The organism is Acidovorax sp. NO-1 (assembly GCF_000238595.1).
Lineage (GTDB): Bacteria > Pseudomonadota > Gammaproteobacteria > Burkholderiales > Burkholderiaceae_C > Acidovorax.
Window position 1 is genome coordinate 31,730 of the sequence record NZ_AGTS01000052.1, and the last position, 26,714, is coordinate 58,443.

General features: G+C 63.1%; 28 protein-coding genes. 7 read left to right on the forward strand and 21 right to left on the reverse strand.

The window, feature by feature from the left end; all coding sequences use genetic code 11:
* From KYG_RS05925 to KYG_RS05940, 4 genes are all read left to right on the forward strand, one after another.
* Nucleotides 1-621 carry a sugar transferase gene (locus KYG_RS05925; RefSeq protein ID WP_008903941.1) on the forward strand — a complete coding sequence of 207 codons (621 nt, stop codon included), beginning with the start codon at nt 1-3 and terminating at the stop codon, nt 619-621.
* A gap of 78 nt (nt 622-699) precedes the next feature.
* Nucleotides 700-2,244 (forward strand): lysine--tRNA ligase, encoded by a 1,545-nt coding sequence (lysS, locus tag KYG_RS05930; protein ID WP_008903942.1) that lies wholly within the window; start codon nt 700-702, stop codon nt 2,242-2,244.
* A 62-nt stretch (nt 2,245-2,306) separates the two neighbouring features.
* Nucleotides 2,307-3,341, forward strand: a complete 1,035-nt coding sequence (locus KYG_RS05935) for a diguanylate cyclase domain-containing protein (RefSeq protein WP_008903943.1) — start codon at nt 2,307-2,309, stop codon at nt 3,339-3,341.
* A gap of 62 nt (nt 3,342-3,403) precedes the next feature.
* On the forward strand, nt 3,404-4,060 hold the full coding sequence (locus KYG_RS05940) for a mechanosensitive ion channel family protein (RefSeq protein ID WP_008903944.1): 657 nt from the start codon (nt 3,404-3,406) through the stop codon (nt 4,058-4,060).
* Nucleotides 4,061-4,120: 60 nt separating this feature from the next.
* Here KYG_RS05940 and nagZ read toward each other — a convergent pair whose 3' ends face one another.
* The 21 genes from nagZ to KYG_RS06045 all read right to left on the reverse strand — a co-directional run bounded on the left by nagZ (nt 4,121) and on the right by KYG_RS06045 (nt 23,799).
* Nucleotides 4,121-5,212 (reverse strand): beta-N-acetylhexosaminidase, encoded by a 1,092-nt coding sequence (gene nagZ, locus KYG_RS05945; protein WP_008903945.1) that lies wholly within the window; start codon nt 5,210-5,212, stop codon nt 4,121-4,123.
* A 73-nt stretch (nt 5,213-5,285) separates the two neighbouring features.
* Complete coding sequence (gene acpS / locus KYG_RS05950) at nt 5,286-5,681, reverse strand: holo-ACP synthase (RefSeq protein ID WP_008903946.1); 396 nt, start codon at nt 5,679-5,681, stop codon at nt 5,286-5,288.
* Between the two features lie 58 nt (nt 5,682-5,739).
* Nucleotides 5,740-6,525 (reverse strand): pyridoxine 5'-phosphate synthase, encoded by a 786-nt coding sequence (locus KYG_RS05955; protein WP_008903947.1) that lies wholly within the window; start codon nt 6,523-6,525, stop codon nt 5,740-5,742.
* Nucleotides 6,522-7,286, reverse strand: a complete 765-nt coding sequence (gene recO, locus KYG_RS05960; protein ID WP_008903948.1) for a DNA repair protein RecO — start codon at nt 7,284-7,286, stop codon at nt 6,522-6,524. Before recO ends, KYG_RS05955 begins: the two co-directional genes overlap by 4 nt.
* A gap of 90 nt (nt 7,287-7,376) precedes the next feature.
* Nucleotides 7,377-8,381, reverse strand: coding sequence for a GTPase Era (era, locus tag KYG_RS05965; protein ID WP_008903949.1), 1,005 nt, complete (start codon nt 8,379-8,381; stop codon nt 7,377-7,379).
* Nucleotides 8,378-9,061: a ribonuclease III gene (gene rnc / locus KYG_RS05970; protein ID WP_008903950.1), complete on the reverse strand. Its 684-nt coding sequence runs from the start codon at nt 9,059-9,061 to the stop codon at nt 8,378-8,380. Before rnc ends, era begins: the two co-directional genes overlap by 4 nt.
* The gene (locus KYG_RS05975; RefSeq protein ID WP_008903951.1) at nt 9,061-9,426 is read right to left on the reverse strand and encodes a DUF4845 domain-containing protein; all 366 of its coding nucleotides are present in this window, start codon (nt 9,424-9,426) and stop codon (nt 9,061-9,063) included. The genes rnc and KYG_RS05975 overlap by 1 nt, the downstream gene beginning before the upstream one ends.
* Nucleotides 9,427-9,465: 39 nt before the next feature.
* A complete protein-coding gene (lepB, locus tag KYG_RS05980; protein WP_008903952.1) occupies nt 9,466-10,443 on the reverse strand; it encodes a signal peptidase I in 978 nt (325 codons plus the stop codon).
* Nucleotides 10,443-12,251 carry a translation elongation factor 4 gene (gene lepA, locus KYG_RS05985; protein ID WP_008903953.1) on the reverse strand — a complete coding sequence of 603 codons (1,809 nt, stop codon included), beginning with the start codon at nt 12,249-12,251 and terminating at the stop codon, nt 10,443-10,445. Before lepA ends, lepB begins: the two co-directional genes overlap by 1 nt.
* 493 nt (nt 12,252-12,744) lie before the next feature.
* Nucleotides 12,745-14,208: a Do family serine endopeptidase gene (locus KYG_RS05990; RefSeq protein WP_034693366.1), complete on the reverse strand. Its 1,464-nt coding sequence runs from the start codon at nt 14,206-14,208 to the stop codon at nt 12,745-12,747.
* A 158-nt stretch (nt 14,209-14,366) separates the two neighbouring features.
* A complete protein-coding gene (locus tag KYG_RS05995; RefSeq protein WP_139019306.1) occupies nt 14,367-15,437 on the reverse strand; it encodes a MucB/RseB C-terminal domain-containing protein in 1,071 nt (356 codons plus the stop codon).
* Between the two features lie 38 nt (nt 15,438-15,475).
* A complete protein-coding gene (locus KYG_RS06000) occupies nt 15,476-16,150 on the reverse strand; it encodes a sigma-E factor negative regulatory protein (RefSeq protein WP_008903956.1) in 675 nt (224 codons plus the stop codon).
* 3 nt (nt 16,151-16,153) lie between these two features.
* Nucleotides 16,154-16,780, reverse strand: a complete 627-nt coding sequence (gene rpoE / locus KYG_RS06005; RefSeq protein WP_008903957.1) for an RNA polymerase sigma factor RpoE — start codon at nt 16,778-16,780, stop codon at nt 16,154-16,156.
* Nucleotides 16,781-17,426: 646 nt separating this feature from the next.
* Nucleotides 17,427-18,671 carry a beta-ketoacyl-ACP synthase II gene (gene fabF, locus KYG_RS06010; RefSeq protein ID WP_008903958.1) on the reverse strand — a complete coding sequence of 415 codons (1,245 nt, stop codon included), beginning with the start codon at nt 18,669-18,671 and terminating at the stop codon, nt 17,427-17,429.
* A 48-nt stretch (nt 18,672-18,719) separates the two neighbouring features.
* A complete protein-coding gene (gene acpP / locus KYG_RS06015) occupies nt 18,720-18,959 on the reverse strand; it encodes an acyl carrier protein (RefSeq protein ID WP_003058049.1) in 240 nt (79 codons plus the stop codon).
* Nucleotides 18,960-19,062: 103 nt separating this feature from the next.
* The gene (gene fabG, locus KYG_RS06020; protein WP_008903959.1) at nt 19,063-19,812 is read right to left on the reverse strand and encodes a 3-oxoacyl-ACP reductase FabG; all 750 of its coding nucleotides are present in this window, start codon (nt 19,810-19,812) and stop codon (nt 19,063-19,065) included.
* A complete protein-coding gene (gene fabD / locus KYG_RS06025; protein WP_008903960.1) occupies nt 19,809-20,759 on the reverse strand; it encodes an ACP S-malonyltransferase in 951 nt (316 codons plus the stop codon). Before fabD ends, fabG begins: the two co-directional genes overlap by 4 nt.
* 61 nt (nt 20,760-20,820) lie before the next feature.
* The gene (locus tag KYG_RS06030; RefSeq protein WP_008903961.1) at nt 20,821-21,798 is read right to left on the reverse strand and encodes a beta-ketoacyl-ACP synthase III; all 978 of its coding nucleotides are present in this window, start codon (nt 21,796-21,798) and stop codon (nt 20,821-20,823) included.
* Nucleotides 21,798-22,850, reverse strand: a complete 1,053-nt coding sequence (gene plsX, locus KYG_RS06035) for a phosphate acyltransferase PlsX (RefSeq protein ID WP_008903962.1) — start codon at nt 22,848-22,850, stop codon at nt 21,798-21,800. The genes KYG_RS06030 and plsX overlap by 1 nt, the downstream gene beginning before the upstream one ends.
* 108 nt (nt 22,851-22,958) lie before the next feature.
* On the reverse strand, nt 22,959-23,141 hold the full coding sequence (gene rpmF / locus KYG_RS06040; RefSeq protein ID WP_005794249.1) for a 50S ribosomal protein L32: 183 nt from the start codon (nt 23,139-23,141) through the stop codon (nt 22,959-22,961).
* Nucleotides 23,142-23,250: 109 nt separating this feature from the next.
* Nucleotides 23,251-23,799, reverse strand: coding sequence for a DUF177 domain-containing protein (locus KYG_RS06045; RefSeq protein ID WP_008903963.1), 549 nt, complete (start codon nt 23,797-23,799; stop codon nt 23,251-23,253).
* Between the two features lie 25 nt (nt 23,800-23,824).
* Here KYG_RS06045 and KYG_RS06050 point away from each other — a divergent pair, with 25 nt between their 5' ends.
* The 3 genes from KYG_RS06050 to KYG_RS06060 all read left to right on the forward strand — a co-directional run bounded on the left by KYG_RS06050 (nt 23,825) and on the right by KYG_RS06060 (nt 26,405).
* Nucleotides 23,825-24,424: a Maf family nucleotide pyrophosphatase gene (locus tag KYG_RS06050; protein WP_034693357.1), complete on the forward strand. Its 600-nt coding sequence runs from the start codon at nt 23,825-23,827 to the stop codon at nt 24,422-24,424.
* Nucleotides 24,421-25,224, forward strand: coding sequence for an SAM-dependent methyltransferase (locus tag KYG_RS06055; protein ID WP_008903965.1), 804 nt, complete (start codon nt 24,421-24,423; stop codon nt 25,222-25,224). The genes KYG_RS06050 and KYG_RS06055 overlap by 4 nt, the downstream gene beginning before the upstream one ends.
* 80 nt (nt 25,225-25,304) lie before the next feature.
* On the forward strand, nt 25,305-26,405 hold the full coding sequence (locus KYG_RS06060; protein ID WP_008903966.1) for a toxin-antitoxin system YwqK family antitoxin: 1,101 nt from the start codon (nt 25,305-25,307) through the stop codon (nt 26,403-26,405).
* Nucleotides 26,406-26,714: the final 309 nt, after the last annotated feature.

A 26,714-nucleotide genomic window follows, 5' to 3' on the forward strand; every position in this document is an offset into this window, starting at 1 on the left:
ATGCCCAAGCGGCTGTTCGACCTGTTCTTTGCCGCCCTTGGGCTGCTGCTGCTCGCGCCCGGGCTGCTGGCCGTGGCACTGTGGGTGGTGTGGGATTCGCCCGGCCCGGCATTCTTTCGCCAACATCGTGTGGGCCGCGCAGGCAGGTTGTTTCGCATCGTCAAGTTCCGCACCATGCACCCGCGTGCAGAAGCTGCGGGCCCGGCGATTACCGTGGGGGCCGACGCCCGCATCACCCGGGCGGGCCACTGGCTGCGGCGCACCAAGATCGATGAATTGCCGCAGCTTTTCAACGTGCTGCTGGGCCATATGAGCCTGGTCGGCCCCCGGCCCGAGGTGCCGCACTATGTGGCGCTTTACCCGGACTCTGTGCGAGACCTGGTGCTCAGCGTGCGGCCCGGCATCACGGACCGCGCCTCCATCGAATTTCGCGACGAAAGCACTTTGCTGGGCCAGAGCAACGATCCGGAGCGCACTTACGTGGAACAGATCCTTCCCATCAAGCTGCGCTATGCCGCCGAGTACGCCCGTTCCAACACGCTCTGGGGCGACCTCAAGATCATCATCAGCACGGTCGCAGCACTGTGGAATGACCGCCCCGCCGGGGGCGTAGGAACTTGACGGCACCCCGTAGCCGATAAAATCAGCGGTTTGGCTGAACCCAGCCCCTCCATTTCACGCCCCGCACCGACGGCACCTATGTCAGACCAAAACCACGCCCCCGCGCCCCAGGACGACAACCAGCTCATCGCCGAGCGCCGCGAAAAGCTCCGCGCTCTGCGCGAAGCCCAGGCCAACGGCGGTGGCGTTGCTTTCCCCAACAACTTCAAGCCCGGCCACAAGGCTGCCCAGTTGCACCTGGAGCACAGCGCTGCCACGAACGAGTCCCTTGAAGCCACGCCCGTGACTGTCTCGGTGGCGGGCCGCATGATGCTCAAGCGCGTAATGGGCAAGGCCAGTTTTGCCACGATCCAGGACGGCTCGCTGGGCGAAGTTGGCGGGCGTATCCAGCTCTATGTAACGCGCGACGCCTTGGGCGAAGACCTGTACGCCGCCTTCAAGCACTGGGACCTGGGCGACATCGTGGGCGCCGAAGGCACGCTGATGAAGACCAAGACGGGCGAGCTGTCGGTCAAGGTGACCAGCCTGCGCCTGCTCACCAAGAGCCTGCGCCCCCTGCCCGACAAGTTCCACGGCATGGCCGACCAGGAGCAGAAGTACCGCCAGCGCTATGTGGACCTGATCACCGACGAGCAGGCCCGCAAGCGCTTCATGGCACGCAGCAAGGCCGTGAGCGTGCTGCGCGAGTTCATGGTGAGCCATGGCTTCCTTGAAGTCGAAACGCCGATGCTGCACCCGATCCCGGGCGGCGCCAATGCCAAGCCGTTCGTCACGCACCACAACGCGCTGGAGCAGGAGATGTACCTGCGCATCGCACCCGAGCTCTACCTCAAGCGCCTGATCGTGGGCGGCTTCGAGCGGGTGTTCGAGATCAACCGCAGCTACCGCAACGAAGGCATCTCGGTGCGCCACAACCCCGAGTTCACCATGATGGAGTTCTACGCGGCGTACTGGAACTACCTGGACCTGATGGACTTCACCGAGACGCTGATCCGTGAAGTGGCCCTGAAAGCCACGGGCTCGCTGCAGATGACCTACCAGGGCCGTGCGGTGGACCTGACCCAGCCCTTTGCGCGCCTGACGATCCGCGAAGCCATCTTCCAGCACACCGAAGCAGGCGCCCATGTGGACGATGCCGCCTGGCTCATCAGCGCATTGAAGAAGCTGGGCATGACGGAAGAGAAGGACAAGCTCTCGGCCCGCACACTGGCCAGCCTGCAGGTGCTGTACTTTGAAGAAACGGTGGAAGACAAGCTGTGGCAGCCCACCTTCATCATGGAACACCCCACCGAAATCTCGCCCCTGGCGCGCGCCAACGACCTGCGCCCCGAGGTGACGGAGCGCTTTGAGCTGTATATCACCGGCCGCGAGTTCGGCAACGGTTTCAGCGAACTGAATGATGCGGAAGACCAGGCCGCACGCTTTCACGCCCAGGTGGCGGCCAAGGACAGCGGCGACGACGAAGCCATGTTCTACGACCATGACTTTGTGCGCGCGCTGGAATACGGCATGCCGCCCACGGGGGGTTGCGGCATCGGCATTGACCGCCTCATGATGCTGCTGACCGACAGCCCCAGCATCCGCGACGTGATCCTGTTCCCCGCGCTGCGCCGCGAGTCCTGAAAACCAGGCAGACCCGGGGCACACCCCGGGCCAGCACGCCGTCAGGCCCCAGGAGTTCCACCGTGCCCTTCAGTTCCACCAACGCCCCGTATCCGCCCGCCGCGCCCCTGCCCGAGGGCAATGCCTTTTCGGTGCTGGTGGTGGAAGACCAGGGCTCGGTACGCGCTGCACTGGTGGCCGAACTGCGGCGCGCTGGCGTGTCGGAGATCCTGGAGGCCGCCGAGGGCGCGGCCGCACTGCACCTGTTCAAGGCCCACAGACCCGACCTGGTGTTGCTCGACATCCGGCTGCCCGGCCACGATGGCTACTGGGTGGCCCAGCAGATGCGCGAGAGCGAAGCCGGGGACTGGACGCCGATCATTTTCCTGTCGGGCCTGGACCACGAGCTGGACGTCTGGCGCGGCATTGAAGTGGGCGGAGACGACTACCTGGTCAAGCCCGTCACCCCCATCGTGCTGATGGCCAAGCTGCGCGCCATGCGGCGCCTGCTGGACATGCGCCGCCGGCTGGTGGCCATGTCGGCCGAGCTGCACCTTGCCAACCAGCGCCTCAACGAGATGGTCGAGGTGGACGCCCTCACCGGTCTGGTGAACCGCCGCGGGTTCGACCGCATCCTGCACAACGAAATTCTGGCGGCCCGCCGCGATGGCACGCCCCTCACGCTGATGCTGTGCGATCTGGACCATTTCAAGCTCTTCAACGACGCCAGCGGCCATGTGCAGGGCGACGCCTGCCTGAAAGAGGTGGGGCGCCTGCTGCGCGAGGTGTGCGTGCGCCCCCGGGATGTCGCCTCGCGCTACGGCGGCGAGGAATTTGCCCTGATCCTGCCCAACACACCGCGCTCGGGTGCGATGACCTTCGCGCGCGCACTGGGGCAGCTGCTCAAGGTGCGCGCCATTGCGCACGCCGATTCACCCCTGGGGAGCACCCTGACCCTGTCGGGCGGCATCACCACGTGTGTGCCCGACGACAGCACCAACGCCGAAAGCATGATCATGCGGGCCGACCAGGCGCTGTATGCCGCCAAGGCGCAGGGCCGCAACCGGTTTTTCAGTTTTGAAATGCAAATGGACACTGTGGAGCAACTGCGCAATTGACTTTCTTTTCCCCACTATCGTTTGAAGCCACAGAGCGCAGCGCCCGAACCGTGGCGTCCCGCATGCAGGTCCTGAAAACCCGTCTGCCCGAATGGGTGCAGGACTGGCTGGAAGTGATCGTGCCCGGCATGCAGATCCTGCTGATCCTGCTGGCGGCATGGATGCTGCAGCGCGTGCTGCGCCGCATCGTGCGCCGTGCCAGCGTGCACTACCAGGTGCCGGACGAACTGCTGGTGCCCATGAACGGGCTCATCCGGTGGTTCATCGTGGCGGGCGCGCTGCTGCTGGTGCTGGAACGCATGGGCGTCTCGGCCACCGTGCTGTGGACGGCGTTCACCGGCTTTGCCACCGTGGGCGCCGTGGCGTTCTTTGCCGCGTGGAGCGTGCTCTCCAACCTGTTTTGCGCGCTCCTGATCTTCACCGTGCGGCCATTCCGCATCGGGGACTACATCGAAGTGCTGGACACCGCCGAAAAGCCGGGGGCCAAGGGGCGCGTGGTGGATATCAACCTGCTCTACACCACGCTGGAAGACCACGACGCAGCCGCCGGCCAGCCTGCCTGGCTGCAGATTCCGAATTCGCTGGTGTTCCAGCGCGTGGTGCGCCGCTTCAGGGGCGTTCCACCACCCCCTGCGCCGCCAGCACCCCCTGCCGAGGCGCCGGAAGCCGATCCGCCAGCGCTGCCGCCGGTCACGCCCGGGCCCTTCAATACGCCATAGCAGCCAAATCCAGAGTGCAGCATGGCCCGGCCCGGCAGCGGGCCACGCGCGCCCCCACCGTCAGGGCAGCAGGTCCAGCGCCTGCAGGTAGGCGGGCTGGTACATCAGGTCGTCCCAGGCCTGGGGCAGCGTTTCGGGCAGCAGCGCCAGCCGGCGGGATTCGCTGTCCACGCTCGGCTGCCAGCGGCCCTGCTGGCGGGCGTTCGCAAGGCCATCGATGAGTTCGTCCACGGCCTTGCCATCGCCCACGCTCTGGTTGCACAGCAGCACCAGGTCGCAACCCGCCTGCAGCGCTGCCACGGCGGCGTCGGTGTAGCTCACCACCTGGCCGTCCAGCCGGCGCGCGCCTTCCATGCTGAGGTCGTCGCTGAAGATGGCGCCGTCAAACCGCATCTGGCGGCGCAGGATGTCCTGCAGCCAGCGCTGCGAGAAACCGGCCGGGCGGCTGTCCACCTTGGGGTAGATCACATGGGCTGGCATCACGCTGGTGAGCGTGCTGCTGAGCCAGGGGTACGGCGCTGCATCGTCGGCCAAAATGGCCTTGAGGCTGCGCTTGTCCACGGGCACCTCGGTATGCGAGTCGGCTTTGACAAAACCGTGGCCCGGGAAATGTTTGCCGCAGTTGGCCATGCCCGCCTGCAGCAGGCCGTGCATGAGGCTCTTGGCGAGCAGCGCCACCACGCGCGGGTCGCGGTGGAAGGCGCGGTCGCCAATCACGCCGCTTTCACCCCAGTCCAGATCAAGGACCGGTGTGAAGCTGAAATCCACGCCGCACGCGCGCAGCTCGCTGCCCAGCACATAGCCCGCCGCAGTGGCTGCGTTGGTGGCGCGCAGCGCGCCGCTGCCGGGCACGGCCTTGGCGCCTTTGCCATCCTGAAGCCACATCTCGCCAAAGGCGCGCATGGGGGGCAGATGGGTGAAGCCATCGGTGCGAAAGCGCTGCACCCGGCCGCCTTCGTGGTCCACGCAGATGAGCAGATCGTCGCGCACGGCCTTGATGGATGCGGTGAGCTGCAACAGCTGCGCGCGGCTGTCCCAGTTGCGGGCAAACAGGATCACGCCGCCGGTCAGCGGGTGGGCCAGGCGGCGGCGGTCGGCGGCAGTCAGCTCTGTGCCTGCCACGTCGAGGATGAGGGGGGCGTGTTCGGTCATAAGGTGTCAAACATCAGGTTGCTACGTAAACAATAGCTGTTAGCGCTTATCCATCAAGCGCTAGAGCCCATTTTTAATCATATTTCTCTACCACACAGAAGCTGGCGGCATAGTCGGTTTCGTCGGTCACGCTCAGGTGCGCTCTCAGCCCTTTGGCGTCGAACCATTCCTTCAACGCACCGTGGAGCACGATCACGGGCTGGCCGCTCGCAAGCTTGGCCACCTCGCAGTGGCGCCATGTCATGGGCATGCGCATGCCAAGGCCAATGGCTTTGCTGAACGCTTCTTTGGCCGAGAACCGCGTGGCCAGGTAGCGCAGGCCGCGGTCGGGCCAACGGCCACTCCTCTCGCGCCAGGTGGCCAGTTCGCCGTCGGCCAGCACCTTCTGGGCAAAGCGCTCGCCGTGGCGTTCCAGGCTGGCCGCGATGCGGCGCACGTCGCAGATGTCGGTGCCAATGCCGTAGATCATGGTTTTTGAATGAAATTTGGCTCTAGCGCTTATCCATCAAGCGCTAGCAGCTATCAAATCAGGAGTCATCAGGTTGTGCGGCACAACCCGACTGGATGCAGCCCAGGTAGGCCGACACCGTGGCGGCGTAGCCCAACTCCAGCGCGTCGGCAATCAATGCGTGGCCAATGGAGACTTCCAGCACGCCGGGCACCTCGCGCACAAAGGCGGCGAGGTTGTCGCGGTTGAGGTCGTGGCCTGCATTCACGCCCAGCCCCACATCCAGCGCGGCCTGGGCGGCGGCGGCGTAGCGCTTGAGCTCCACATCCTGCTGCGGCGTCCCCCAGGCTGCGGCATAGGGCTCGGTGTACAGCTCCACCCGGCCCGCGCCCACCGCCCGGGCGGCGGCCATCTGCTCGGGCACGGGGTCCATGAACAGGCTCACGCGCACGCCCAATGCTTTGCACTCGGCGATCAGGGGCGCCAGGCGCTCGGCATCCTGCGGAAAGCTCCAGCCGTGGTCGCTGGTGAACTGGTCTTCGCTGTCGGGCACAAAAGTGGCCTGGTGCGGGCGAGCCTGGCGGATGAAATCCATCAGGTTCTGCGACGGATTGCCCTCGATGTTGTATTCGCGGTCGGGCCAGGCCTTCATCAGCGTGGCCAGCTCGAACACGTCCTGGCTGCGGATGTGCCGCTCGTCGGGCCGCGGGTGCACGGTGATGCCCTGGGCGCCCGCCTGCAGGCACAGCTCGGCCGCACGGGTGACGCTGGGAATCCCCAGGTGGCGCGTGTTGCGCACCAGGGCGACCTTGTTGACGTTGACGGACAAGGCCGTGGGGCGGGATGTGCGTGGGGGCTGGTTCATAGGGCCTGCAGATCGATCATGAGCTGGCGGGTGCGCAGCGTGGGGCTGCCGCAATGGTATTGCAGCAGGGTGCGCAGCTGGGGTTTGAGTTCGGCCGCCACCGGCGCACACGCCCGCAAGGTGGCGGTGTAGCTGGCCGCATCGTCCAGCGCGCTCTGCAGCGCCTGCCACTGGCTGCCCAGCAGCCCGGCGCGGTCGGCAGGGGATGCGGCGCGCAGGCCGCCTTCGGGCACCAGGGTGTAGCGCACGCTTGCTCCCAGGGGCTCCAGGGTCATGGTCTGTGCATCCAGGCCCGGCAGCAGGCCGATTTCGCGCAGCAGCAGCAGCTCGAAGCTGCGCAGCACGGGCTCCAGCGCATCGCCGTGTTCGCTGGCCAGCACGCGCACCACGCCGGCATAGGCATCAAACAGGGCCACATGCGGATCGGCGCGCGCCAGCAGGCGCAGCAGCAGCTCGTTGAGGTACATGCCCGACAGCAGGGCGTCGCCCGTGGGCATCACATGGCCGCCCACCCATTCGGCGCCTTTGAGGGTGTGAATGTCTGCGCTGCCGTCGCCCGTGAGCGTATAGGTCACCAGCAGGGGCTGCAGCGGCAGCAACACGGGGCGGAAATTGGAACTGGGCTTCTTCGCGCCCTTGGCCACCAGGGCCACGCGCCCCTGGCGACGGCAGAAGGCTTCCAGAATCAGGCTGGACTCGCTCCAGTCGTAGCTGTGCAGCACGAAGGCGGGTTCATCGGAGATGCGCTTGGCGGCAGCCATTGGCTTCAGGCCCGCAGAAATGCATTCGGCTGGCAAGCGCCAGACAGCTTGTGCCGCCCGGGCAAGACAGGGTCGCGGGCGGGCACGGAATTATTCGTAACCGAACGAACGCACACGCGCTTCGTCGTCGGCCCAGCCAGAGCGCACCTTGACCCAGAGTTCGAGGAACACCTTGGCGTCCATGAGCTTTTCTAGCTCCTGGCGGGCCTCGGTGCCGATGCGCTTCAAGCGTTCGCCCTTGTCGCCAATCACCATCATCTTGTGGTTGTCGCGCTCGACCACGATGGTGGCCGCGATCTTGACCAGGCGCTTGTGCTGCTTGCTGGCCTCTTCATCGAACTTGTCAATCACCACGGTGGAGGTGTAGGGCAGCTCGTCGCCCGTGAAGCGGAACAGTTTCTCGCGCACCGTCTCGGACGCGAGGAATTTCTCGCTGCGGTCGGTGAGCTCGTCCTCGCCGTACCACCATGCCTGCTCGGGCAGGTATTTGGCGCAGATGCCGAAAAGGCGCTCGATGTCGCCCTTGTTCTTGGCCGACATGGGCACAAACTCGGCAAACGGGTGGCGCTCCTGCATGCTCTTGAGCCAGGGAGCCAGCTCGGCACGGCGGTGCACCATGTCGAGCTTGTTGGCCACCAGCAGCGTGGGAATGCCGGGCTTGAACAGCGACAGCACCTTGGCATCGGCCAGCGTGAAGTTGCCAGCCTCGACGACGAAGAGAATCAGGTCCACATCGCCGATGGCGCCCATCACGGTCTTGTTCAGCGACTTGTTGAGCGCGGTGGCGTGGCGGGTCTGGAACCCGGGGGTGTCGACAAAAATGAACTGCGTCTGCTCGCGCGTGCGGATGCCCGTGATGCGGTGCCGCGTGGTCTGCGCCTTGCGCGAGGTGATGCTGATCTTCTGGCCCACCAGCGCGTTGAGCAGGGTGGACTTGCCCACGTTGGGCTTGCCCACGATGGCAATCACGCCACAGCGCTGGCCGGGCACCGCCGCCGGAGCGCCCGCCGCAGCCAGCATGGCATCAAGGTCATTTTGGACCTCAGGGCTTACCGGATGGGCGTCACCAGCTACATCTTTGGTAGCATCATTCATAATTTCTTTGCTTTCAATGTGGCCAGCATGGCCGCAGCCGCCGCCTGCTCGCCCGCCCGGCGGGAGCCGCCGATGCCGCGTTCGGTCAGGCCCAGTTCAGGAATATCGCACTCGACGTCGAAGGTCTGGCGGTGCGCAGCACCCACGGTGGCCACCACCTTGTACTGCGGCAGCTTCATTTTGCGGCCCTGAAGCCACTCCTGCAATGCCGTCTTGGCGTCTTTGGACGCCGCCTGCATCTGCGGGTTGATCTCCACACCCTGGAAAAGGCGGTGCACCAGGGCTTCGGCACTCGGGTATCCCGCATCGAGGTACACCGCGCCGATCAGGGCCTCCAGCGCGTCCGCCAGGATGGAGGGGCGCTGCTGCCCCCCGGATCTGGACTCGCCTTCACCCAGGCGAAGCACTTCGGAGAGCTTGAGACCCAGCGCCAGCTGGTGCAAGGTGTCCTGCTTGACAAGGTTGGCCCGCACGCGGGAGAGATCTCCTTCCGGCAGGGCCGACAGCTGCCGGTACAGCAGGCTCGCAACGGCCAGGTTCAGCACGGAATCCCCCAGAAACTCCAGCCGCTCATTGTGGTCGGCCGAGAAACTGCGGTGCGTGGTGGCGCGCTGTAAAAGGGAGGGATCGGAAAAAACATGCTGCAGACGGCTCTGCAGCGCTTGAAGGCCGGGTTGCACTAGTTGGTCTGTCCTTCAAATCGGTACACCAGGTAGGCGGGGCCCGCCAGAGCGATTTCACGGGAGTACTTGAAGGACACCACCACCTTGTCTCCGCGCTTGCTCACCTCCAGGTCCTTGCCCTGGATGGAGTTGATGGTGTCGATGGCGGCAGCCCGGTCAAAAGAGGCGCGCACGTCCGCGACGGTGCTGCCTTCCTTGGCGGCCTTGGCAGCAGCCTTGTTGATCGCCTGGTACTCCAGAAAGATCGGCACGGACTGGCCGCCGATGGCAAAGGCAGCCACGGCCAGCAAGCCGATGAAGATCACACCAATGAAAGACAGGCCACGCTGGCGACCGCGTGCAGCAGAACGTTGAATACGCATGTGTTTCCCCCTTTTGTGTTCTTGAAAGCCAATCGCCCATCAATGAAATGAGCCGATGCGCTTGAGATTACCGAAATTCATCCAGACAAAAAAGGCCTTCCCCACGATATTGCCCTCCGGGACGAACCCCCAATAGCGCGAATCGAGCGAGTTGTCCCGGTTGTCACCCATCATGAAATAGTGGCCTTCCGGCACCTTGCACACCACGCCCTCGACACTGTAGCGGCAGTTCTCACGATAGGCAAAATTGCTCGCGCCCTGCACAAAGGCCGGTACGTCGGCGTTGTTCAGCAGCCGGTGGGGCTGGGCTCCCAGTTGCTCTTCAAACTGCTTGAAGTAGCGCATCGAGTCTTCTTCAAAAAAGTCCGGCAGCGCCTTGGTATCTACAGGTTGTCCGTTGACGGTCAACCGCTTGTTGAGATAGGCCACCTCGTCGCCAGGCACGCCAACCACCCGCTTGATGTAGTCCAGGCTCGGCTGCGGCGGGTAGCGGAACACCATGACATCGCCGCGTGCCGGCGGCGTACCCTCGGTGATCTTGGTGTGGATCACCGGCAGACGCACCCCGTAGGTGAACTTGTTCACAAGAATCAGGTCGCCCACGAGCAGCGTCGGAATCATGGAGCCCGAAGGAATCTTGAAAGGCTCGAACAGGAACGACCGCAGCAGGAACACCGCGGCAATGACGGGAAAGAGCCCCGCCGTCCAGTCCAGCCACCATGGCTGCATGAGCAGGCGACTCTTGGCCTCCTGGACATCCACATCCACCTTCTGGATGCCCATGCGGTCCAGCTCAGCGCGTCGCTGGGCTGCGGCATCTTCGACGGCCTGAGCAGCGCGGCGCCGCCTGGGCAGAAAGTACAGGCGCTCGGCCAGCCAGTACGCACCCGTCACGACGGTGGCAAGAAACAGCAGCAAGGCGAAGTTGCCTTCCAGCGCGCCGAAGTACCAGGCACCCACATAGCCCCCGAAGGCGGCCAGCAGCAATGCGGTAAGGATCTGCATGAACTGGAGCATCAGTCTTCCACCTGCAAAATGGCCAGGAATGCCTCTTGGGGCACCTCCACCGATCCGATCTGTTTCATGCGCTTCTTGCCTGCTTTCTGCTTTTCGAGGAGCTTGCGTTTGCGGCTGACGTCACCGCCGTAGCATTTTGCCAGTACGTTCTTGCGCAAGGCCTTGATGGTTTCGCGCGCAATGATGTTGGCGCCAATGGCGGCCTGGATGGCCACGTCATACATCTGGCGGCTGATGATTTCGCGCATCTTGGCCACCACGGCACGGCCGCGGTACTGCGACTGCGAGCGGTGCACGATGATGGACAGCGCATCCACCTTTTCACCGTTGAGCAGGATATCAACCTTCACCACGTCGGAGGCCCGGTACTCCTTGAACTCGTAGTCCATGGAGGCATACCCGCGCGACACCGACTTGAGCTTGTCGAAAAAGTCGAGCACGATTTCGCCGAGCGGCATTTCATAGGTCAACATCACCTGGCGGCCGTGGTATGCCATGTTCATCTGCACGCCGCGCTTCTGGTTGGCCAGCGTCATCACCGGGCCCACATAGTCCTGTGGCATGTACAGATGCACCGTGACGATGGGCTCGCGGATTTCCTCCAGACGTCCCTGGTCGGGCATCTTGGAAGGGTTCTCGACCATGATCACCTCGCCATCGGCCTTGACCACCTGGTACACCACGCTCGGCGCCGTCGTGATGAGGTCCTGGTCAAACTCACGCTCCAGACGCTCCTGCACGATCTCCATGTGCAGGAGACCCAGGAACCCGCAACGGAATCCGAATCCCAGTGCCTGGCTGACTTCGGGTTCGTAGTGCAGTGATGCATCGTTGAGCTTGAGCTTCTCGAGCGCATCGCGCAGCGAGTCGTACTCGCTGGCCTCGGTGGGGTACAGCCCGGCAAACACCTGCGGCTGGATTTCCTTGAAACCGGGCAACGCCTCAGCGGCCGGGCCCGCATTGTTGGGCAATTTCTTTTCGAGCGTGATGGTGTCGCCCACCTTGGCCGCCTGCAGCTCCTTGATGCCGGCAATGATGTAGCCCACCTGCCCCGCATCCAGCGAGTTGCGCGGCTCGTTGGCGGGCGTGAACACGCCCAGGTTGTCGGCGTTATACACCGCACCACTGGCCATCATCTTGATGCGCTCACCCTTGAGCAAGCGGCCGTCGACCACGCGCACCAGCATCACCACGCCCACGTAGCTGTCGAACCAGCTGTCGATGATCATCGCGCGCAGCGGACCCTGGGCATTGCCACGCGGCGCAGGCACCTTGGCCACGATGGCTTCCAGGATCTCGTCAATACCCATGCCCGTTTTGGCCGAGCATGGAATGGCGTCGGTTGCGTCTATGCCGATCACATCTTCGATCTCGGCTTTTGCATTGTCCGGATCGGCGTTGGGCAGGTCCATCTTGTTGAGTACCGGCACCACCTCGACACCCAGATCCAATGCGGTGTAGCAGTTCGCAACGGTCTGAGCCTCCACTCCCTGCGACGCATCGACCACAAGCAATGCACCCTCGCAGGCAGACAGCGAGCGACTCACTTCATACGAGAAGTCCACATGCCCCGGCGTGTCGATCAGATTGAGGTTGTAGACCTGTCCATCCTGCGCCTTGTATTGCAGCGCTGCGGTCTGCGCCTTGATGGTTATCCCACGCTCTTTTTCGATATCCATCGAGTCCAGAACCTGGGCCTCCATCTCACGGTCCGCAAGGCCTCCGCAGCGCTGGATCAAGCGATCGGCAAGCGTCGACTTGCCGTGGTCGATGTGCGCAATGATGGAAAAATTTCTGATGTGGTTCATCAACGGAAAGCGTCAAGTGATTGAATTAAAACGGAGCACACAAGAAAAAAGGGCGCGTCGAATGGCGACGCGCCCTGAACCAACAATCATTGGCAACTGCGATAGTTGGACCTTCATTGTAGGCAAAAAGCCCGGCGGATAACGCCCACCCGACTGCATCCAAGGGGAGTTGCCATGGTGCAACAGGAAACTTATCAACAACTTATTCACAGTCTGCACAACTACAACGCTGGACAACTTGTGGGTGAACTGTGAATGAGTTGTGTATTACACCGTCACATCCCGCATCGTGAATCAACGTTCAACCAATATATGAATTAGCGTTGAACAGGGGTTCGTATTCTATCGAAACCGGTTGATAGCATTCCGGCATAAGTTAGTTTGAACTAACTTGGGGACGGAGCGAGATCCGGTACTTGCGGCCGACAATCCGCCAAAAAAACTGAGTGAGGGGGCCAACCGCCCGTATTGCCCCTCCCTTTTTCGCAGCTTTTCAGCGGGCCGGACGAATCAAGGCGTATTGCGCCCATTCGCCGCGACGGTACAACACGTTGACTGGTTTCGTCTTATCCGCCTTGGCCAGCGTGGCTTCAAAGTCCTTCACACCCGTCACTTCGGTATTGGCGATTGCAAGGATGACATCCCCTTCCCGCAGTCCGGCGCGCGCTGCTGCGTCCGTAGCAGCCGCCACGATCACGCCGCCCTTGAGCTTGAGTTCCTTCTTCTGAGCCTCTGAAAGCTCCGTCACGGCCAACCCCATTTGCTGGGCGGCCGGTGAGGCCTTGGGTTTCTCTTCGCTCGCGGCTGCCTTGGCTGCCGGCTTGTCGGGTTCAATCTCGGCAATGGTGATGCTCAGATCCCGCGAGGAACCTCGGCGATGAACGGTCATCGTGCTCTTGGTTCCCGGCTTGGTATTTCCCACAAGGCGGGGAAGATCCGCGACCTTCTCGATCGCCTTGCCGTCAAAACGGGTGATGATGTCGCCCGCCTCCACACCGGCCTTGTCGGCCGGCGAGCCCGCCTCCACACCCGTTACCAGGGCGCCCTGCGCCTTGCCCAGCCCGATCGATTCGGCGACATCTTTCGTGACCTGTCCGATCTGCACGCCGATTCGTCCTCGCGTCACGCGGCCAGAGGAGCGCAACTGCTCACTCACGCGAATGGCTTCGTCCATGGGTATGGCAAACGAGATGCCCATGAACCCTCCGGAGCGCGAATAGATCTGGCTGTTGATCCCGACCACTTCGCCACGCATGTTGATGAGCGGCCCACCCGAGTTGCCAGGGTTGATCGCGACGTCGGTCTGGATGAACGGAAGGTAGTCGCCGGTATCGCGCTGCTTGGCACTGACAATGCCTGCCGTCACAGTGTTCTCAAGTCCAAACGGCGATCCGATGGCCATCACCCATTCGCCCACGCGAAGGCGGCTCACATCCCCGACCTTGATGGCAGGCAGCCCGGTGGCCTCGATCTTGACCACAGCCACGTCCGTGCGTTTGTCTGCGCCAATGATCTTGGCTTTGAACTCACGCTTGTCGGTCAACGTGACAACCACTTCATCCGCGCCGTCCACGACGTGCGCGTTCGTCATGACAAAACCATCAGAGGTCAGGATAAAACCCGAACCCACGCCGCGAGGTTGCTCGTCGTCTTGTGGTCGCTGCGGTCGTTGCTGCCGCGGAGCGTTGGGAATGGGCACACCGAAACGGCGAAAGAACTCCAGCATTTCTTCATCCATGCCGTTGGCGTTCGCGCGGTTTGACACCCTTTCCACCGTCCGGATATTGACCACGGACGGCCCGACCTGATCCACCAGATCCGTGAAGTCAGGCAGACCGCGCACGGCCGCTGCAGGCTGGGCCAGCGCAACCTGCGGCATAACCATTGCACCGGAGATCCCGGCAAACATGCATGCAAACGCTACGGAGCGCAGCGCATTTCCATCGAGCTTCGGCATCATCGACCTTTCATGAATAGTGGCGAATGCAGTCATCCAACTGTGTGTAACTGTGAAGAGTGTGGCGCCATTTGGTTCCCAAATCGCCACGTCATTTGCGTGCCGTTGCCCTGACAACGTCATGCCGCACAGGGCCTTGGCGCCATGCCCATGTGGCTTCAGCGGGTGCGTTCCAGTTGCCCCGCGAACAATCGAAGGGTCTGCAAAGGAACCTCGCCCACCGCCGTGAGCCACACGTCTGGCGCAATACGCTGGGCAAGCAACTGGGTTGCGCCTACGCTGGAAATCTGCGTTTGAGCGGAATGGCGCCGCGGGTCAAACAGCTCCATGAACAGCGATACGGATGCGAGTCCGTCCGAGAAAAGGCACTGCAAAACCCCGTCTGCGCCATCGTCCGGTGACACCACACGGCGATGACAACTGACTGGCACAAAGCCCGCAATAGGCTGCCTCAATGCCCAGCCTTCCGCCGCGGCAGTGGTTTTGACAACCACCGGAGCCACCACCTTGTACCCCGTGGTCTCGTCCATCAAACGCGAAAGCTGCTCGACACGCACCGGCGCATCCAAATCGAGCTCGGAGAATGCAGCTTGCTCAAGTACACGGCCCCGGACGTCCAGGGTTTGCAGCTTGATGACGAGACCCGTCTCCCGCTCGCTCCACAGTCTGTAGCCAAAGCGCAGGGAGTCCACCGGCTTGAACCAGACCACATCGGCGGTGAAACCTGCAACCCGCTCCTGACCCAAGGCATGGGAGGCATAAAACTGCGAAATCGACGTTCCGCCAATCAACGGCACGCGGGGAAACAGGCTGGCTGCGTCTCTGCGGTCTGACCGCACCACACGGGTCTGCGGCCAGAAGGTGCGAACTTCGTCATTGCGACGAAAAACCGTGCGGGGCGTGCCGCTCAATGCTTCCACCCGTTCCATCTGTTGCACGCCATCACAGGCATGCCAGATCCGCGAACTGGCCATTGCGCCCGAGGCGGCAAGTACGACAAACGTGCCTGCGTAGGGACGCGCACAGGGTGCGCTGTGCATGCGATCGATCCATTTGACGATGCCCTGGTCAGCAGCGGTCGACGGCACTTGATTCGGTGAAGGGCCGTCGGCGGACCAGACGCCAAAGCCTGCGAAAAGCCCCGACGCCCAGAGGCCAACCACTACCCAAGGCTTTAATTTTCTACCGAGCGCGATCGACCCACTGCTGACAACTTCAGTACGGCTCATTGCACAGTCTCAACCCGTTGAGCAGAACCCCTCACATTTCAACGGCCAGGGGACTCGAACGTTGCGTTTCGCAGGAACCCGGCTGGCATCTGCAACGCGGACGTGCTCCCGAACTGTTTGTGGGCCGCGAGTAATTCGTCAAGGCGGGGATCCCGGATCATCACCTGGGATCCACCCTCGGCATCAGCAACGGCAACCACCGGTGCGGCACCAGCCCCTGGATTGGACTCGGGAGACCGCGCCAGTTGCGCGCCGCCCGAAGGATTCAGGGCACCGCCGTCCTGCAAAGCGCTCAATGAAGTCCAGCCAATCGCCGCCACCGCCGCCAGCGAGGCAAATCCGGCGACCATCTTCCAGCGGAATACGGAAGCGTTCGCTGCGTTCTCCATCACCGGTGCCACCACCTCAAGCTGAGTGGGGGCCTGCGACCGAACCGCACCACCCTCTTGGGCAAGCTGAGCCCGCAAAGCCGCCATGAAATCGGGCCTTGCGGGTCGCGCCAGCTCGGGGGAGCGCAGCACGTCGCCTACGAGGTGGTACACCTGCCACGTCGCGTGCCCTTCGGACTCCTCCGCGTAAGCCAGAGCCCTTGTCAGTTCTTCGCCATGCAACTGACCGTCTGCCAACGCAGACAACAGTTCACGCCCACTCAAGGGATTGCCCACCACGCCGTTGGCGACCGCATTGCTTTGTACAGCTTTGTCCATTTCCATACCTCACCACCGTTTACCCGTCTGGTTCTCAAGCAGGGGACGCACCTTGGCCGAGATGGCTTCGCGCGCCCGAAAAATCCGGGATCGCACCGTGCCAATGGGGCAATCCATGGCGGTAGCGATCTCTTCGTAACTCAAACCCTCGATCTCACGCAAGGTAACTGCCTGCCGCAAGTCATCCGGAAGCGCCTCCATGGCCGCATTCACGGCTTGCGCGATTTCTCGGGCTGCGAGCACGGTTTCAGGGGTTTCTTCGCTGGTTAGTTCGTGCCCGAGGCGGGAAGTTTCATCTTCATCCTCATTCCCGCGCAGCGCGTTTTCCGAAATGACGGGGTTGCGCTTCATGTCCATCAACGCCTTCTTGGCGGTGTTCACGGCGATCCGGTACAGCCAGGTGTAGAACTGTGCGTCGCCGCGGAACTGGTGCAACGCCCGGTAGGCCCGGATGAATGTCTCTTGGGCGATGTCCTGAACCAGGTCGGTATCACGCACCATGCGCCCGATTAGACGCTCAATACGACGCTGGTACTTGATGACAAGCAACTCATACGCACGCTGATCGCCCGCTACCGTGCGCTCCACCAGTTGGAAATCGCTGTCTTCGGAAGGGGATGGCGGAATTACAGTCATGGATTCTCAGGATTCACGCCCACGGCTGCTGGCCGGGGCGGTTTCATCAACGTGCTCAGCGCCCGGTCTGGCGCGCGAATATACCGCACGCCGCAAATCCAGCCAACGCTCGGGCCGGGAGGAGCGCTCAAGCCACAACCAGATGGGGCCATGCCCCGGTGTACGTGCACGCAACCACAGGTACATCTGCACGTCGACGAGGACCTCTGGAGCCTCCGAAAGCGCCACCCAAGGGATTCCGGCGGACGGTGATTCCAGTGTCCAGTTGTGACCGTCCCAGTGAATGTCCCCCGAAAATTGCGTCCACCAGCTGTGGACTGCACCGGCAACCCCCACACAACCGAGAGCAATCGCAAACCCTGTAGCCCACCCGGGAGCTGCGCCATCACTGGAATAGAGCCAGGCACACAGCCCAGAGGTACCCAGCAGAACCACCGCCCCCAACAAGATGCCCAAGGATCGGCTGCGCCGCACAGGGTATCGCACTGCGGGGGGCTTGCGGGAGACCGCACTCATGCCATGTTCCGCCACGACTGCTGCGCCCCCTCAGAAAGGACATGCGCACGCGGGCACACGGGCGTCGCTGGAATACCTTCCAGAGATTTCGTGGCGCCGCTACGCCGCGCAGTTGCGTTGTGTGAAGTGGTCAGATGCGCTTGAAGACCAGGGTTCCGTTGGTGCCGCCAAAACCAAAATTGTTCTTGACCGCAACGTTCACTTCCATATCACGCGCAGTGTTGGCGCAATAGTCAAGATCACATTCAGGGTCAGGGTTCATCAGGTTGATGGTGGGCGGCACCTTCTGCTCATGCACGGCCAGGACAGTGAAAACACTTTCGATGCCGCCAGCGCCGCCCAGCAAATGGCCCGTCATGGATTTTGTGGAGCTGATGACGGTCTTGTAGGCGTGTTCGCCCAATGCAGCCTTGATGGCATTGGTTTCGTTCACATCACCCAGCGGGGTGGATGTGCCGTGGGCGTTCAGGTAGTTGACCTCATCAACATTGACACCCGCATTGCGCAGGGCACTCAGCATGGCGCGGCGCGGGCCATCCATGTTGGGGGCCGTCATGTGTCCGGCGTCGGCGCTCATGCCAAACCCGCTGAGCTCGGCATAAATTTTGGCACCCCGGGCTTTGGCGTGCTCATATTCTTCCAGCACAATGACCCCGGCGCCTTCACCCAGCACGAATCCGTCTCGGTCCCTGTCCCACGGGCGGGAGGCCGTTGTCGGGTCGTCGTTGCGGGTGGACAGGGCACGCATCGCAGCAAACCCGCCAATGCCCAGCGGAGAGACAGTCGCCTCCGTTCCACCGGCCACCACAATGTCGGCGTCCCCGTATTCGATCATGCGCCCTCCTTCGCCAATGCAGTGCAGGCCCGTGGTACAGGCGGTCACTACGGCAAGGTTCGGCCCCTTGAAGCCGAAACGCATGGAGACATGGCCAGCCACCATGTTGATGATGGATGCAGGCACAAAAAACGGCGTGATGCGCCGAGGGCCCCGGCTGACCAGCTCCGCATGGGTGTTTTCAATCAGCGGCAGGCCGCCGATCCCGGAGCCGATCACACAGGCGATGCGTGTGGCGAGTTCCTCATCCAGCGCCTCGCCCGTTGGCAGGCCAGCGTCTTGCACCGCTTGCGCAGCCGCGGCAATGCCAAAGTGGATGAAGGTATCCATCGCGCGCGCATCCTTGGCGCTGATGTACGACTCCAGGTCAAGGCCTTTGACCTCACCTGCGATCTTGCAGGCGAAGTTCGACGCATCGAACTTGGTGATGAGGTCAATGCCGGATTTCCCGGCAAGGAGATTGGCCCAGGATTCGGCCACCGTGTTACCCACGGGGCTGACGCAACCCAGGCCGGTCACGACAACGCGACGACGGCTCATGCGTAAAAAACCTTCTGCTGATCGCTTGAGTCAGGCGCAGGGCGCCGCTCAGGCCTTCTGGTGGGTGTTGGCGTAGTCGATGGCGTTTTGCACCGTGGTAATCTTTTCGGCGTCTTCGTCCGGGATCTCGATGCCGAATTCGTCTTCCAGAGCCATCACCAGTTCCACCGTGTCGAGCGAGTCGGCACCGAGGTCTGCCACGAAGGCCTTTTCATTGGTGACTTGGGACTCTTCCACTCCGAGTTGTTCGGCAATGATTTTTTTGACGCGTGCTTCGATATCGCTCATGGTTTCCCTCTGGGGGTTGTGAATGAATCCGCGATTCTAGCCGCTTAAGGAGAAGCCCCTAAGCAGCCCGCCGTCCGGATGAACCGGCGTTAACTTGTCTCAATTACATGTACATGCCGCCATTGACGTGCAACTCCTGCCCCGTCACATAGCCAGCCTCGCGCGAGGCAAGGTACGCCACCGCGTGCGCGATGTCTGCAGGCTTGCCCATGTGGCCCAGCGGGATCTGCGCATTGAGCGCTTTTTGCTGATCTTCGGGCAACACGGAGGTCATGTCGGTCTCGATGAAACCAGGCGCAACGCAGTTCACGGTGATGTTGCGGCTGCCCAGTTCACGGGCCAGTGCGCGCGTCATGCCCGCCACACCTGCCTTGGCGGCGGCATAGTTGGCCTGGCCAGGATTGCCCGACGCACCCACCACGCTGGTGATGCTGATGATGCGCCCAAAACGCTGCTTCATCATCGGACGGATGGCGGCGCGACTTGTGCGGAATACCGCCTTGAGATTGGTGTCCAGCACGGCATCCCAGTCGTCGTCCTTCATGCGCATGGCCAGGGTGTCGCGCGTGATGCCGGCGTTGTTCACCAGCACATGCAGGCCACCCTGCTGCTTGACGATGGCGTCCATCAGGGCCTCGACCGCAGCCCCATCGTTCACGTTCAGGTTGGCACCCCGGCAACCGGGGTAAGCCGACAGCGCCTGGCTGATGCGCGCAGCGCCTTCATCCGTTGTAGCAGTGCCAACCACCTGGAAGCCGCGCACCGCCAACTCCAAGGCAATGGCAGCACCGATGCCGCGCGAGGCGCCGGTCACCAGCGCCACTTGCGCCGCTGTCTGGGTCGATTCCGTCATGCCAACAACTCCCGGGTTTCAGCCAGCGTGGCCGGGTCAAACAATGCAGCGCCCACCAGCTCGGGGTCGATGCGCTTGGTGAGGCCAGCCAGCACCTTGCCGGGGCCACATTCAATGATGTGCGTCACGCCACGGCCTTTCAGCGCATGCACGCAGTCGACCCAGCGCACAGGTCCGAACGCCTGGCGGTAGAGCGCGTCGCGAATCGCATCGGCATCCTGCTGAACGGCCACGTCCACGTTGTTGACCACTGGAATCTGCGGGGTGGCCAGTGCCACCTCGGTCAACGCCACGCGCAGCCTTTCGGCAGCGGGCTTCATGAGGCTGGAGTGGAAAGGCGCCGACACCGGCAGTGGCAATGCACGCTTGGCACCCGCCGCCTTGAGCACGTCGCAGGCCTTGTCCACACCGGCCTTGGTCCCTGCGATCACGGTCTGGATCGGATCGTTGAAATTGACCGCCTCCACCACCTCGGTGGTGCCAGGCCCGAACGATGCCAAGGCCTCAGCACAGCCAGCGATGACCTTGGAAGCCTCCATACCCAGGATGGCGGCCATGGCGCCGGTACCCACCGGCACAGCCTCTTGCATGGCCGCTGCACGCAGGCGCACCAGCGGAGCTGCCTGCGCCAACGTCAGCACGCCCGCCGCCACCAAGGCCGAGTATTCACCCAGCGAGTGCCCGGCAACGGCCACCGGGGCTGCGCCGCCCTCGGCACGCCAGACACGCCAGGCGGCTACACCCGCCACCAGCATCACCGGCTGGGTGTTAGTGGTCAGGGCCAAAGCTTCCTTGGGGCCTTCCTTGATCAGCAGGCCTACATCCTCGCCCAGGGCATCCGAGGCTTCCTGCAGGGTCTGCGTCACCACCGGGTGGTCGCCCCAGCCGTCGAGCATGCCGACGGACTGCGAGCCCTGCCCCGGAAAGACAAATGCAAAAGACTTCATGAAAATTATCCAGAATATGAATGAAATTTGCCTTCAGCGCTTATACAGTAAGCGCCAATAGCTATAATTTCAGGAGCACAGCACCCCAGGTAAAACCACCGCCCACCCCTTCGAGCAGCAGGGTCTCGCCCTTCTTGACCTGCCCAGAGCGCACGGCATGGTCCAACGCCAGGGGAATGGATGCCGCCGAGGTGTTGCCGTGCTGGTCCACCGTAACCACCACCTTGTCCATCGACATCTTCAGCTTGCGGGCGGTGCTCTGCATGATGCGGATATTCGCCTGATGAGGAATCAGCCAGTCGATATCTGCCTCGGTCAGGCCCGCCTTGGCCAGCACGGCATGGGCGGCTTTTTCGAGCACACCCACCGCCAGCTTGAACACGGCCTGACCGTCCATCTTGAGAAGCGGGTCACCGAGCACCCCGCCGCCAGATACATGGCCCGGCACACACAGGATGTCCACGTGTTTGCCATCGGCATGAAGATCACTGGACAGGATTCCCGGGCTGTCCGACGCTTCCAGCACCACAGCCCCTGCGCCGTCTCCGAACAGTACGCAGGTGGTGCGGTCGTTGAAATCCAGGATCCGGCTGAAAACCTCAGCCCCGACAACCAGCGCGCGGTTGGCAGCGCCTGACTGGATCATGGCATCTGCCACCGACAGGGCATAGACAAAACCGCTGCACACGGCTTGCACATCAAAGGCGGCACAGCCATTGGCGCCCAGCTTGTTCTGCAGGATGCAGGCCGCGGACGGGAACACCATGTCCGGCGTGGACGTGGCCACAATGATCAGATCGATGTCCGTCGGCTTCAGGCTGGCGGCCTGCAAGGCGTTGCGGGCAGCTTCCAGACCCAGGTCACTCGCCGTGACGTCGGGCGCAGCAAAGTGGCGTGCCCGGATCCCGGTGCGCTCCACAATCCATTCGTCGGAAGTTTCGATACCGCGCTGGCCCAGTTCGGTCACCAGATCGGCGTTGGTCAACCGGCGGGGAGGCAGATAGCTGCCGGTGCCGGTAATGCGGGAATAACGTCTCATTATTGTGCGGTCGCCGCAACGCCAGGCTGGGGCTGGGCATCTGCAGGCGCCAGCAGAGGCGCCGCGTGCGCAATCCGGGTCCGGACACGGTCGAGCAGGTTGTTGCGGGCTGCATCATACGCCCGGTTCAAAGCCTGCTCGAAGGCCATGGCGTCGGCCGAGCCGTGGCTCTTGAACACGAGCCCACGAAGCCCCAACAGCGCAGCACCGTTGTAGCGGCGGTAATCCATGCGCTTCATCAGCGCCTTGAGGATCGGATAGGCGACGATAGCGGCAGTTTTGGTCAAGATATTGCGAGAAAACTCTGTTTTCAGCGCGCCAATGATCATGGAGGCCACGCCTTCGCTGGCCTTGAGCGCCACATTGCCGACAAAGCCGTCACAGACAACGATGTCCACCGTGCCCTTGAAGATGTCGTTGCCCTCGACATTTCCATAGAAATTCAAATCGCCAGAATTAGCCGCAGATCGCAGCAATTCACCCGCTTTTTTGATGACTTCACTGCCTTTGATCGCTTCTTCACCAATATTCAGCAGCCCCACCGTCGGCTCGCGCCCCTCTTGCAACACCGACACCAGGGCCGACCCCATCACGGCGAACTGCAACAGGTGCTCGGCCGAGCAATCCACATTCGCCCCCAGGTCGAGCACCGTGGTGGCGCCTCCGGTGGCATTGGGCAACTGGGTGGCGATAGCGGGGCGATCGATGCCATCGAGCGTTTTCAACAGGTAGCGTGCAATGGCCATCAGCGCGCCGGTGTTGCCCGCCGAGACGGCCGCGGCAGCAGCCCCGTCCTTGACCTGCTGGATGGCCACGCGCATCGAAGAGTCCTTCTTCTTGCGCAGGGCAATTTCCACAGGATCATCCATGGCCACCACTTCCGAGGCAGGAACGATGGTGGCGCGGTCGTGGGAAAACGATTGCAGACTGTCCGCCAGGCCAACGAGCAGCAGGCGGGCATCGGGATGGTGGTCGAGAAACTGGCGGCACGCCGCGAGCGTGACGCGGGGGCCATGGTCGCCCCCCATGCAGTCAACAGCCAGTGTGATCATGGGCGACTTGTCCGGCCGGCCAGACGGGCCGGAAATATAAATACGACGGTCAAAACAAAGGCCCGCGCTACGGATTTAGTAGCAACGGGCCTTTGGATGGGGCGAAGGTCAGGCTTCAGACTTGTTCTTCAGCACCTGACGGCCACGGTAGAAACCGTTGGGGCTGATGTGGTGACGCAGGTGGGTTTCACCGGTGGTGGGTTCCACCGCAATGCCCGGCACATTCAGGGCATTGTGCGAGCGGTGCATGCCGCGCTTGGAAGGGGACTTTTTGTTTTGCTGAACGGCCATGATGGCTCCTGATCTGGAATAGGTTGGTAAAAACGCGATCAGCCCAAAAAGACACGATGGGGTTCGCGTGAAGCCCACGATTATAACCCAAATGCTTTTTGCCCCCCAATCAGCCTTTGCTGTCTTTGCGCAGCGCGGCAAGCGCCGCAAAAGGATTGGGTTTTTCCTCGTTGGCTTCCTCAAAATCATCGTCGGAAGACGCCAGCGGCACGGCAGTTGGGCACTCGTCGTGCTTGGGCACCACGGGTAACGCCATCAGCAGTTCGTCCTCGATGAGTTCGTGGAGGTCAAATTCGCGGCTGATGGCCAGCAGGTCTTCTTCGCTCTCGTCGTCCAAGGCCTCCGCCGTGGCCTCGTCGGCCACAAACCGAAACTCGCGCTCCACCTCCAGCGGCACATCCACAGGCGTCAGGCAGCGCTGGCATTCCATGGGGAAGCTCGCCCGCACCTTGATGCGCAACCAGACCTGTCCCATGCCCCCCAGCGCGGTCCGCACTTCGCCGACTGCCTCCCAATCCACCAGCAGATCAGGATGCAATCCCTTGGCCTCCTGGGCCAGGCGCTCGTACTTCAGCAGTGATTCGTGGCCCACCAGCCGACCCCCGGCCTGTGCGAAGGCTTTCACGTCGAGGCGCTGGGCGGAGAATTCCTTGGTCATGGCGGCAGTGTAAGAGAATCGGCGCATGCATCAATCCCCCTCCCTGCAACGCCCTCTGGTATTGGGCTCCACGTCGCGGTACCGGCGCGAATTGCTCCAGCGGTTGAACCTGCCTTTTGACGTCGCAGCCCCCGAGGTGGATGAGACCCCCCTGCCCGGCGAAGCCCCGCGCGACCTGGCCTTGCGCCTGGCGCTGGCCAAGGCGCGGGCAGTGGCGCAACTTCATCCCGAGGCGGTCGTGATTGGCTCTGACCAGGTGGCCGACCTCGCTGGCGAGCCCCTGGGCAAGCCCGGCCACCATGAGCGCGCGGTGGCACAACTGCGCCAGATGCGCGGCCAGACGGTGGTGTTCCAGACTGCCGTGGCCGTGGTGTGCGCCGCTACGGGTTTCGAGCAGATCGACCTTGCCCCGGTGGAAGTGAAATTCCGCGACCTGTCTGACCCGGAAATCGAGCGCTACCTGCGCGCCGAGCAGCCCTATGACTGCGCCGGCAGCGCCAAGAGTGAAGGCCTGGGCATAGCGCTGCTGGACGCCATCCACAGTGATGACCCCACGGCCCTCATCGGCCTGCCGCTGATCCGCACCTGCCGCATGCTGCGCGCGGCGGGCCTGGTGCTGCCATGACAAATTCTCCTGCCACTTCACGCTCAGAGGCCCGCAAGGGCACGCTTTACCTTGTTCCCGCCCCCCTCGACTTTGGCTGCGACGCCGAGGTCCCGCTGCAGAACGCCCTGCCCTCGGCCACCCTTCAGACAGCGGCACGGCTGACCCAGTGGGTGTGCGAGAACGCCAAGAGCACGCGCGCCTACCTCAAACGCATCGACGCACTGCACCCCCTGGCATCGCCCCTGCAGCAGCAGCAGATCACCGAGCTTCCCCGCGAAGTCCACAAAAAAGGCGACCATGGCGACAAAGGATCAGCCCCGTTCGACGCACGCCCGCTGCTCGCAGCGGCACTGAATGGGCACGACATGGGGCTGATCAGCGAGGCGGGCATGCCTGCAGTGGCCGACCCCGGTTCGTCCGTGGTGCGCGCGGCACACGACCTTGATATCCCCGTTGTGCCCCTGGTGGGCCCCGTGTCGCTGCTGCTGGCGCTGGCGGCCAGCGGATTGAACGGGCAAAACTTTGCGTTTGTCGGCTACCTGCCCCAGGACAGCCAGGAGCGCACCCAGCGTATCAAGGAGCTGGAAAGCCTGGCCCTCAAGACAGGACAGACCCAGCTTTTCATCGAAACGCCCTACCGGAACGCCGCCCTGTTTCAGGCCCTGGTGCAGACGCTGCAGCCCCACACCCGCCTGGCGCTGGCCAGCGGGCTGACGCTGCCCGACGCACGCATTCGCAGCCACCTGGTGCGGCAATGGCGCCAGCAACCCACGCCCCCCGACAACCGCACCCCTGTCGTGTTTGCGATGGGCCGCTAAGCATGAACCGTCTATTCACTATATTTTTTATAGCTGTTAGCGCTTATGGTTCAAGCGCTGAGGCCATCATTCGTTGTGAATTGAATGGCAAACCCATCAATATTTCCAACGGTGCCGAGACCGCCGGCCAGTCCGGGCTGGTGCGCTGCCGCGAAGAAGACACCGGCCACCTCCAGCGCGAGCAGGAACTGCGGGGTGGAAAGTTCGTGGGCCTGGAGCGCATGTTCGACCGCGAAGGCCGCCTGCAGCGCGAACGCACGGTCAACGAACGCGGCAACAGCCACGGCCGGGTGGCCGAGTTCTGGCCCAACGGCCAGGTGCGGCGCGAGGAAACCGCCGACAACGGCCGCACCCAGGGGGCCGTGCGGCGCTTTGACGCCACCGGCCGCGTGGAGCGCGTGTCGTTCCACGGCGACGGCCAAGAGCTGTTCTACGTGGAAACCAACAGCAAGGGCCAGCCCACACGCCTGTTCTGTCCGCGCACCAGCGTGCTGCCCGAAGACCGCAAACTCTGCGGCTTTGACGGTGCCACGGACACCCTGCTCCATGCAGACAACGGCGCCAAAACCGCGCAGCTGCACTACGACCAGGGTCGCCTGCTGAACGCAACAGAATGGACCCGCGACGGCATCGTCTCTGCCCAGCAACTCATGGTGGACGGGCGGCGGGTGCACCGCAGCTTCACCACCGAGGGCGGCAAAAGTGTGCTGCGCGAGGAACGCGTGTTCGCCCCGGACGAGCGCACACTGCGTGACACGCGCGGTGCACTGCTCAGTGCCAGGCGCTACGGCGCATCCGGCCAGCTCATCGAGCAGCGCAGTTTTGCCGATGGGCGGGAGGTGCAGATCGAGCGCTGGTACCTCAACGGATCGGTGCGAGAGCGCAGCACCTGGACCGGCACCGGCGAGCAGGCCCGCCTGCAGCGCGAGATGTACCGTGACGATGGCAAGCTGGCGCGGCGCGAGCAGCTCAATGCCGAGCAATGGCCCGTGGGCACGCAGCAGGCCTTTCACGACAACGGCCGACTGGCGATGGAAGAACAGTATTCAGCCCCCGATGCCCGGGGACGCACGCGCCTTACGGCCCGCAAGCAGTGGGACGAGACGGGCAAGCTGGTGGCCGACGACACCATCCTGGAAGACGGCTCGCGCCAGCGCAAGGCGGGCGGGCTGGAAAGCTGAGGGCTTGCGCAGTCAGGCCCCGCACTGCCAACGCGCTGCCAACGCGCTGGGGCACGCGACCATCGCGCAAACAAATGCCCCGGAGGGACTCCCGCCGGGGCATTATTTTTTTGAATGACCCCCCGGCTAGGCTCGGGCCTTAAGGATGACCTGCATAACTCCCTGCGGTCTGGGATAGCGCGGCCTCGGGCGGTTCGCTGCGTTGCTTTTCTTGCCAATAGCCCGGCTATTGGCTGCCAAAAGACGCCTTACGCCCCATCCCGATCCGCACTACCACCGCCTCGCGAGGGTTATGCAGGACATCCTTAA

Bases quoted from the DNA above. Each gene is read 5' to 3' on its own strand.
- KYG_RS05925 (WP_008903941.1), top strand. From the start codon at position 1: ATGCCCAAGCGGCTGTTCGACCTGTTCTTTGCCGCCCTTGGGCTGCTG.
- lysS (WP_008903942.1), top strand. From the start codon at position 700: ATGTCAGACCAAAACCACGCCCCCGCGCCCCAGGACGACAACCAGCTC.
- KYG_RS05940 (WP_008903944.1), top strand. From the start codon at position 3,404: ATGCAGGTCCTGAAAACCCGTCTGCCCGAATGGGTGCAGGACTGGCTG.
- nagZ (WP_008903945.1), bottom strand. From the start codon at position 5,212: ATGACCGAACACGCCCCCCTCATCCTCGACGTGGCAGGCACAGAGCTG.
- acpS (WP_008903946.1), bottom strand. From the start codon at position 5,681: ATGATCTACGGCATTGGCACCGACATCTGCGACGTGCGCCGCATCGCG.
- KYG_RS05955 (WP_008903947.1), bottom strand. From the start codon at position 6,525: ATGAACCAGCCCCCACGCACATCCCGCCCCACGGCCTTGTCCGTCAAC.
- recO (WP_008903948.1), bottom strand. From the start codon at position 7,286: ATGGCTGCCGCCAAGCGCATCTCCGATGAACCCGCCTTCGTGCTGCAC.
- era (WP_008903949.1), bottom strand. From the start codon at position 8,381: ATGAATGATGCTACCAAAGATGTAGCTGGTGACGCCCATCCGGTAAGC.
- KYG_RS05975 (WP_008903951.1), bottom strand. From the start codon at position 9,426: ATGCGTATTCAACGTTCTGCTGCACGCGGTCGCCAGCGTGGCCTGTCT.
- lepB (WP_008903952.1), bottom strand. From the start codon at position 10,443: ATGCTCCAGTTCATGCAGATCCTTACCGCATTGCTGCTGGCCGCCTTC.
- lepA (WP_008903953.1), bottom strand. From the start codon at position 12,251: ATGAACCACATCAGAAATTTTTCCATCATTGCGCACATCGACCACGGC.
- KYG_RS05990 (WP_034693366.1), bottom strand. From the start codon at position 14,208: ATGCCGAAGCTCGATGGAAATGCGCTGCGCTCCGTAGCGTTTGCATGC.
- KYG_RS05995 (WP_139019306.1), bottom strand. From the start codon at position 15,437: ATGAGCCGTACTGAAGTTGTCAGCAGTGGGTCGATCGCGCTCGGTAGA.
- KYG_RS06000 (WP_008903956.1), bottom strand. From the start codon at position 16,150: ATGGAAATGGACAAAGCTGTACAAAGCAATGCGGTCGCCAACGGCGTG.
- rpoE (WP_008903957.1), bottom strand. From the start codon at position 16,780: ATGACTGTAATTCCGCCATCCCCTTCCGAAGACAGCGATTTCCAACTG.
- fabF (WP_008903958.1), bottom strand. From the start codon at position 18,671: ATGAGCCGTCGTCGCGTTGTCGTGACCGGCCTGGGTTGCGTCAGCCCC.
- acpP (WP_003058049.1), bottom strand. From the start codon at position 18,959: ATGAGCGATATCGAAGCACGCGTCAAAAAAATCATTGCCGAACAACTC.
- fabG (WP_008903959.1), bottom strand. From the start codon at position 19,812: ATGACGGAATCGACCCAGACAGCGGCGCAAGTGGCGCTGGTGACCGGC.
- fabD (WP_008903960.1), bottom strand. From the start codon at position 20,759: ATGAAGTCTTTTGCATTTGTCTTTCCGGGGCAGGGCTCGCAGTCCGTC.
- KYG_RS06030 (WP_008903961.1), bottom strand. From the start codon at position 21,798: ATGAGACGTTATTCCCGCATTACCGGCACCGGCAGCTATCTGCCTCCC.
- plsX (WP_008903962.1), bottom strand. From the start codon at position 22,850: ATGATCACACTGGCTGTTGACTGCATGGGGGGCGACCATGGCCCCCGC.
- rpmF (WP_005794249.1), bottom strand. From the start codon at position 23,141: ATGGCCGTTCAGCAAAACAAAAAGTCCCCTTCCAAGCGCGGCATGCAC.
- KYG_RS06045 (WP_008903963.1), bottom strand. From the start codon at position 23,799: ATGACCAAGGAATTCTCCGCCCAGCGCCTCGACGTGAAAGCCTTCGCA.
- KYG_RS06050 (WP_034693357.1), top strand. From the start codon at position 23,825: ATGCATCAATCCCCCTCCCTGCAACGCCCTCTGGTATTGGGCTCCACG.
- KYG_RS06055 (WP_008903965.1), top strand. From the start codon at position 24,421: ATGACAAATTCTCCTGCCACTTCACGCTCAGAGGCCCGCAAGGGCACG.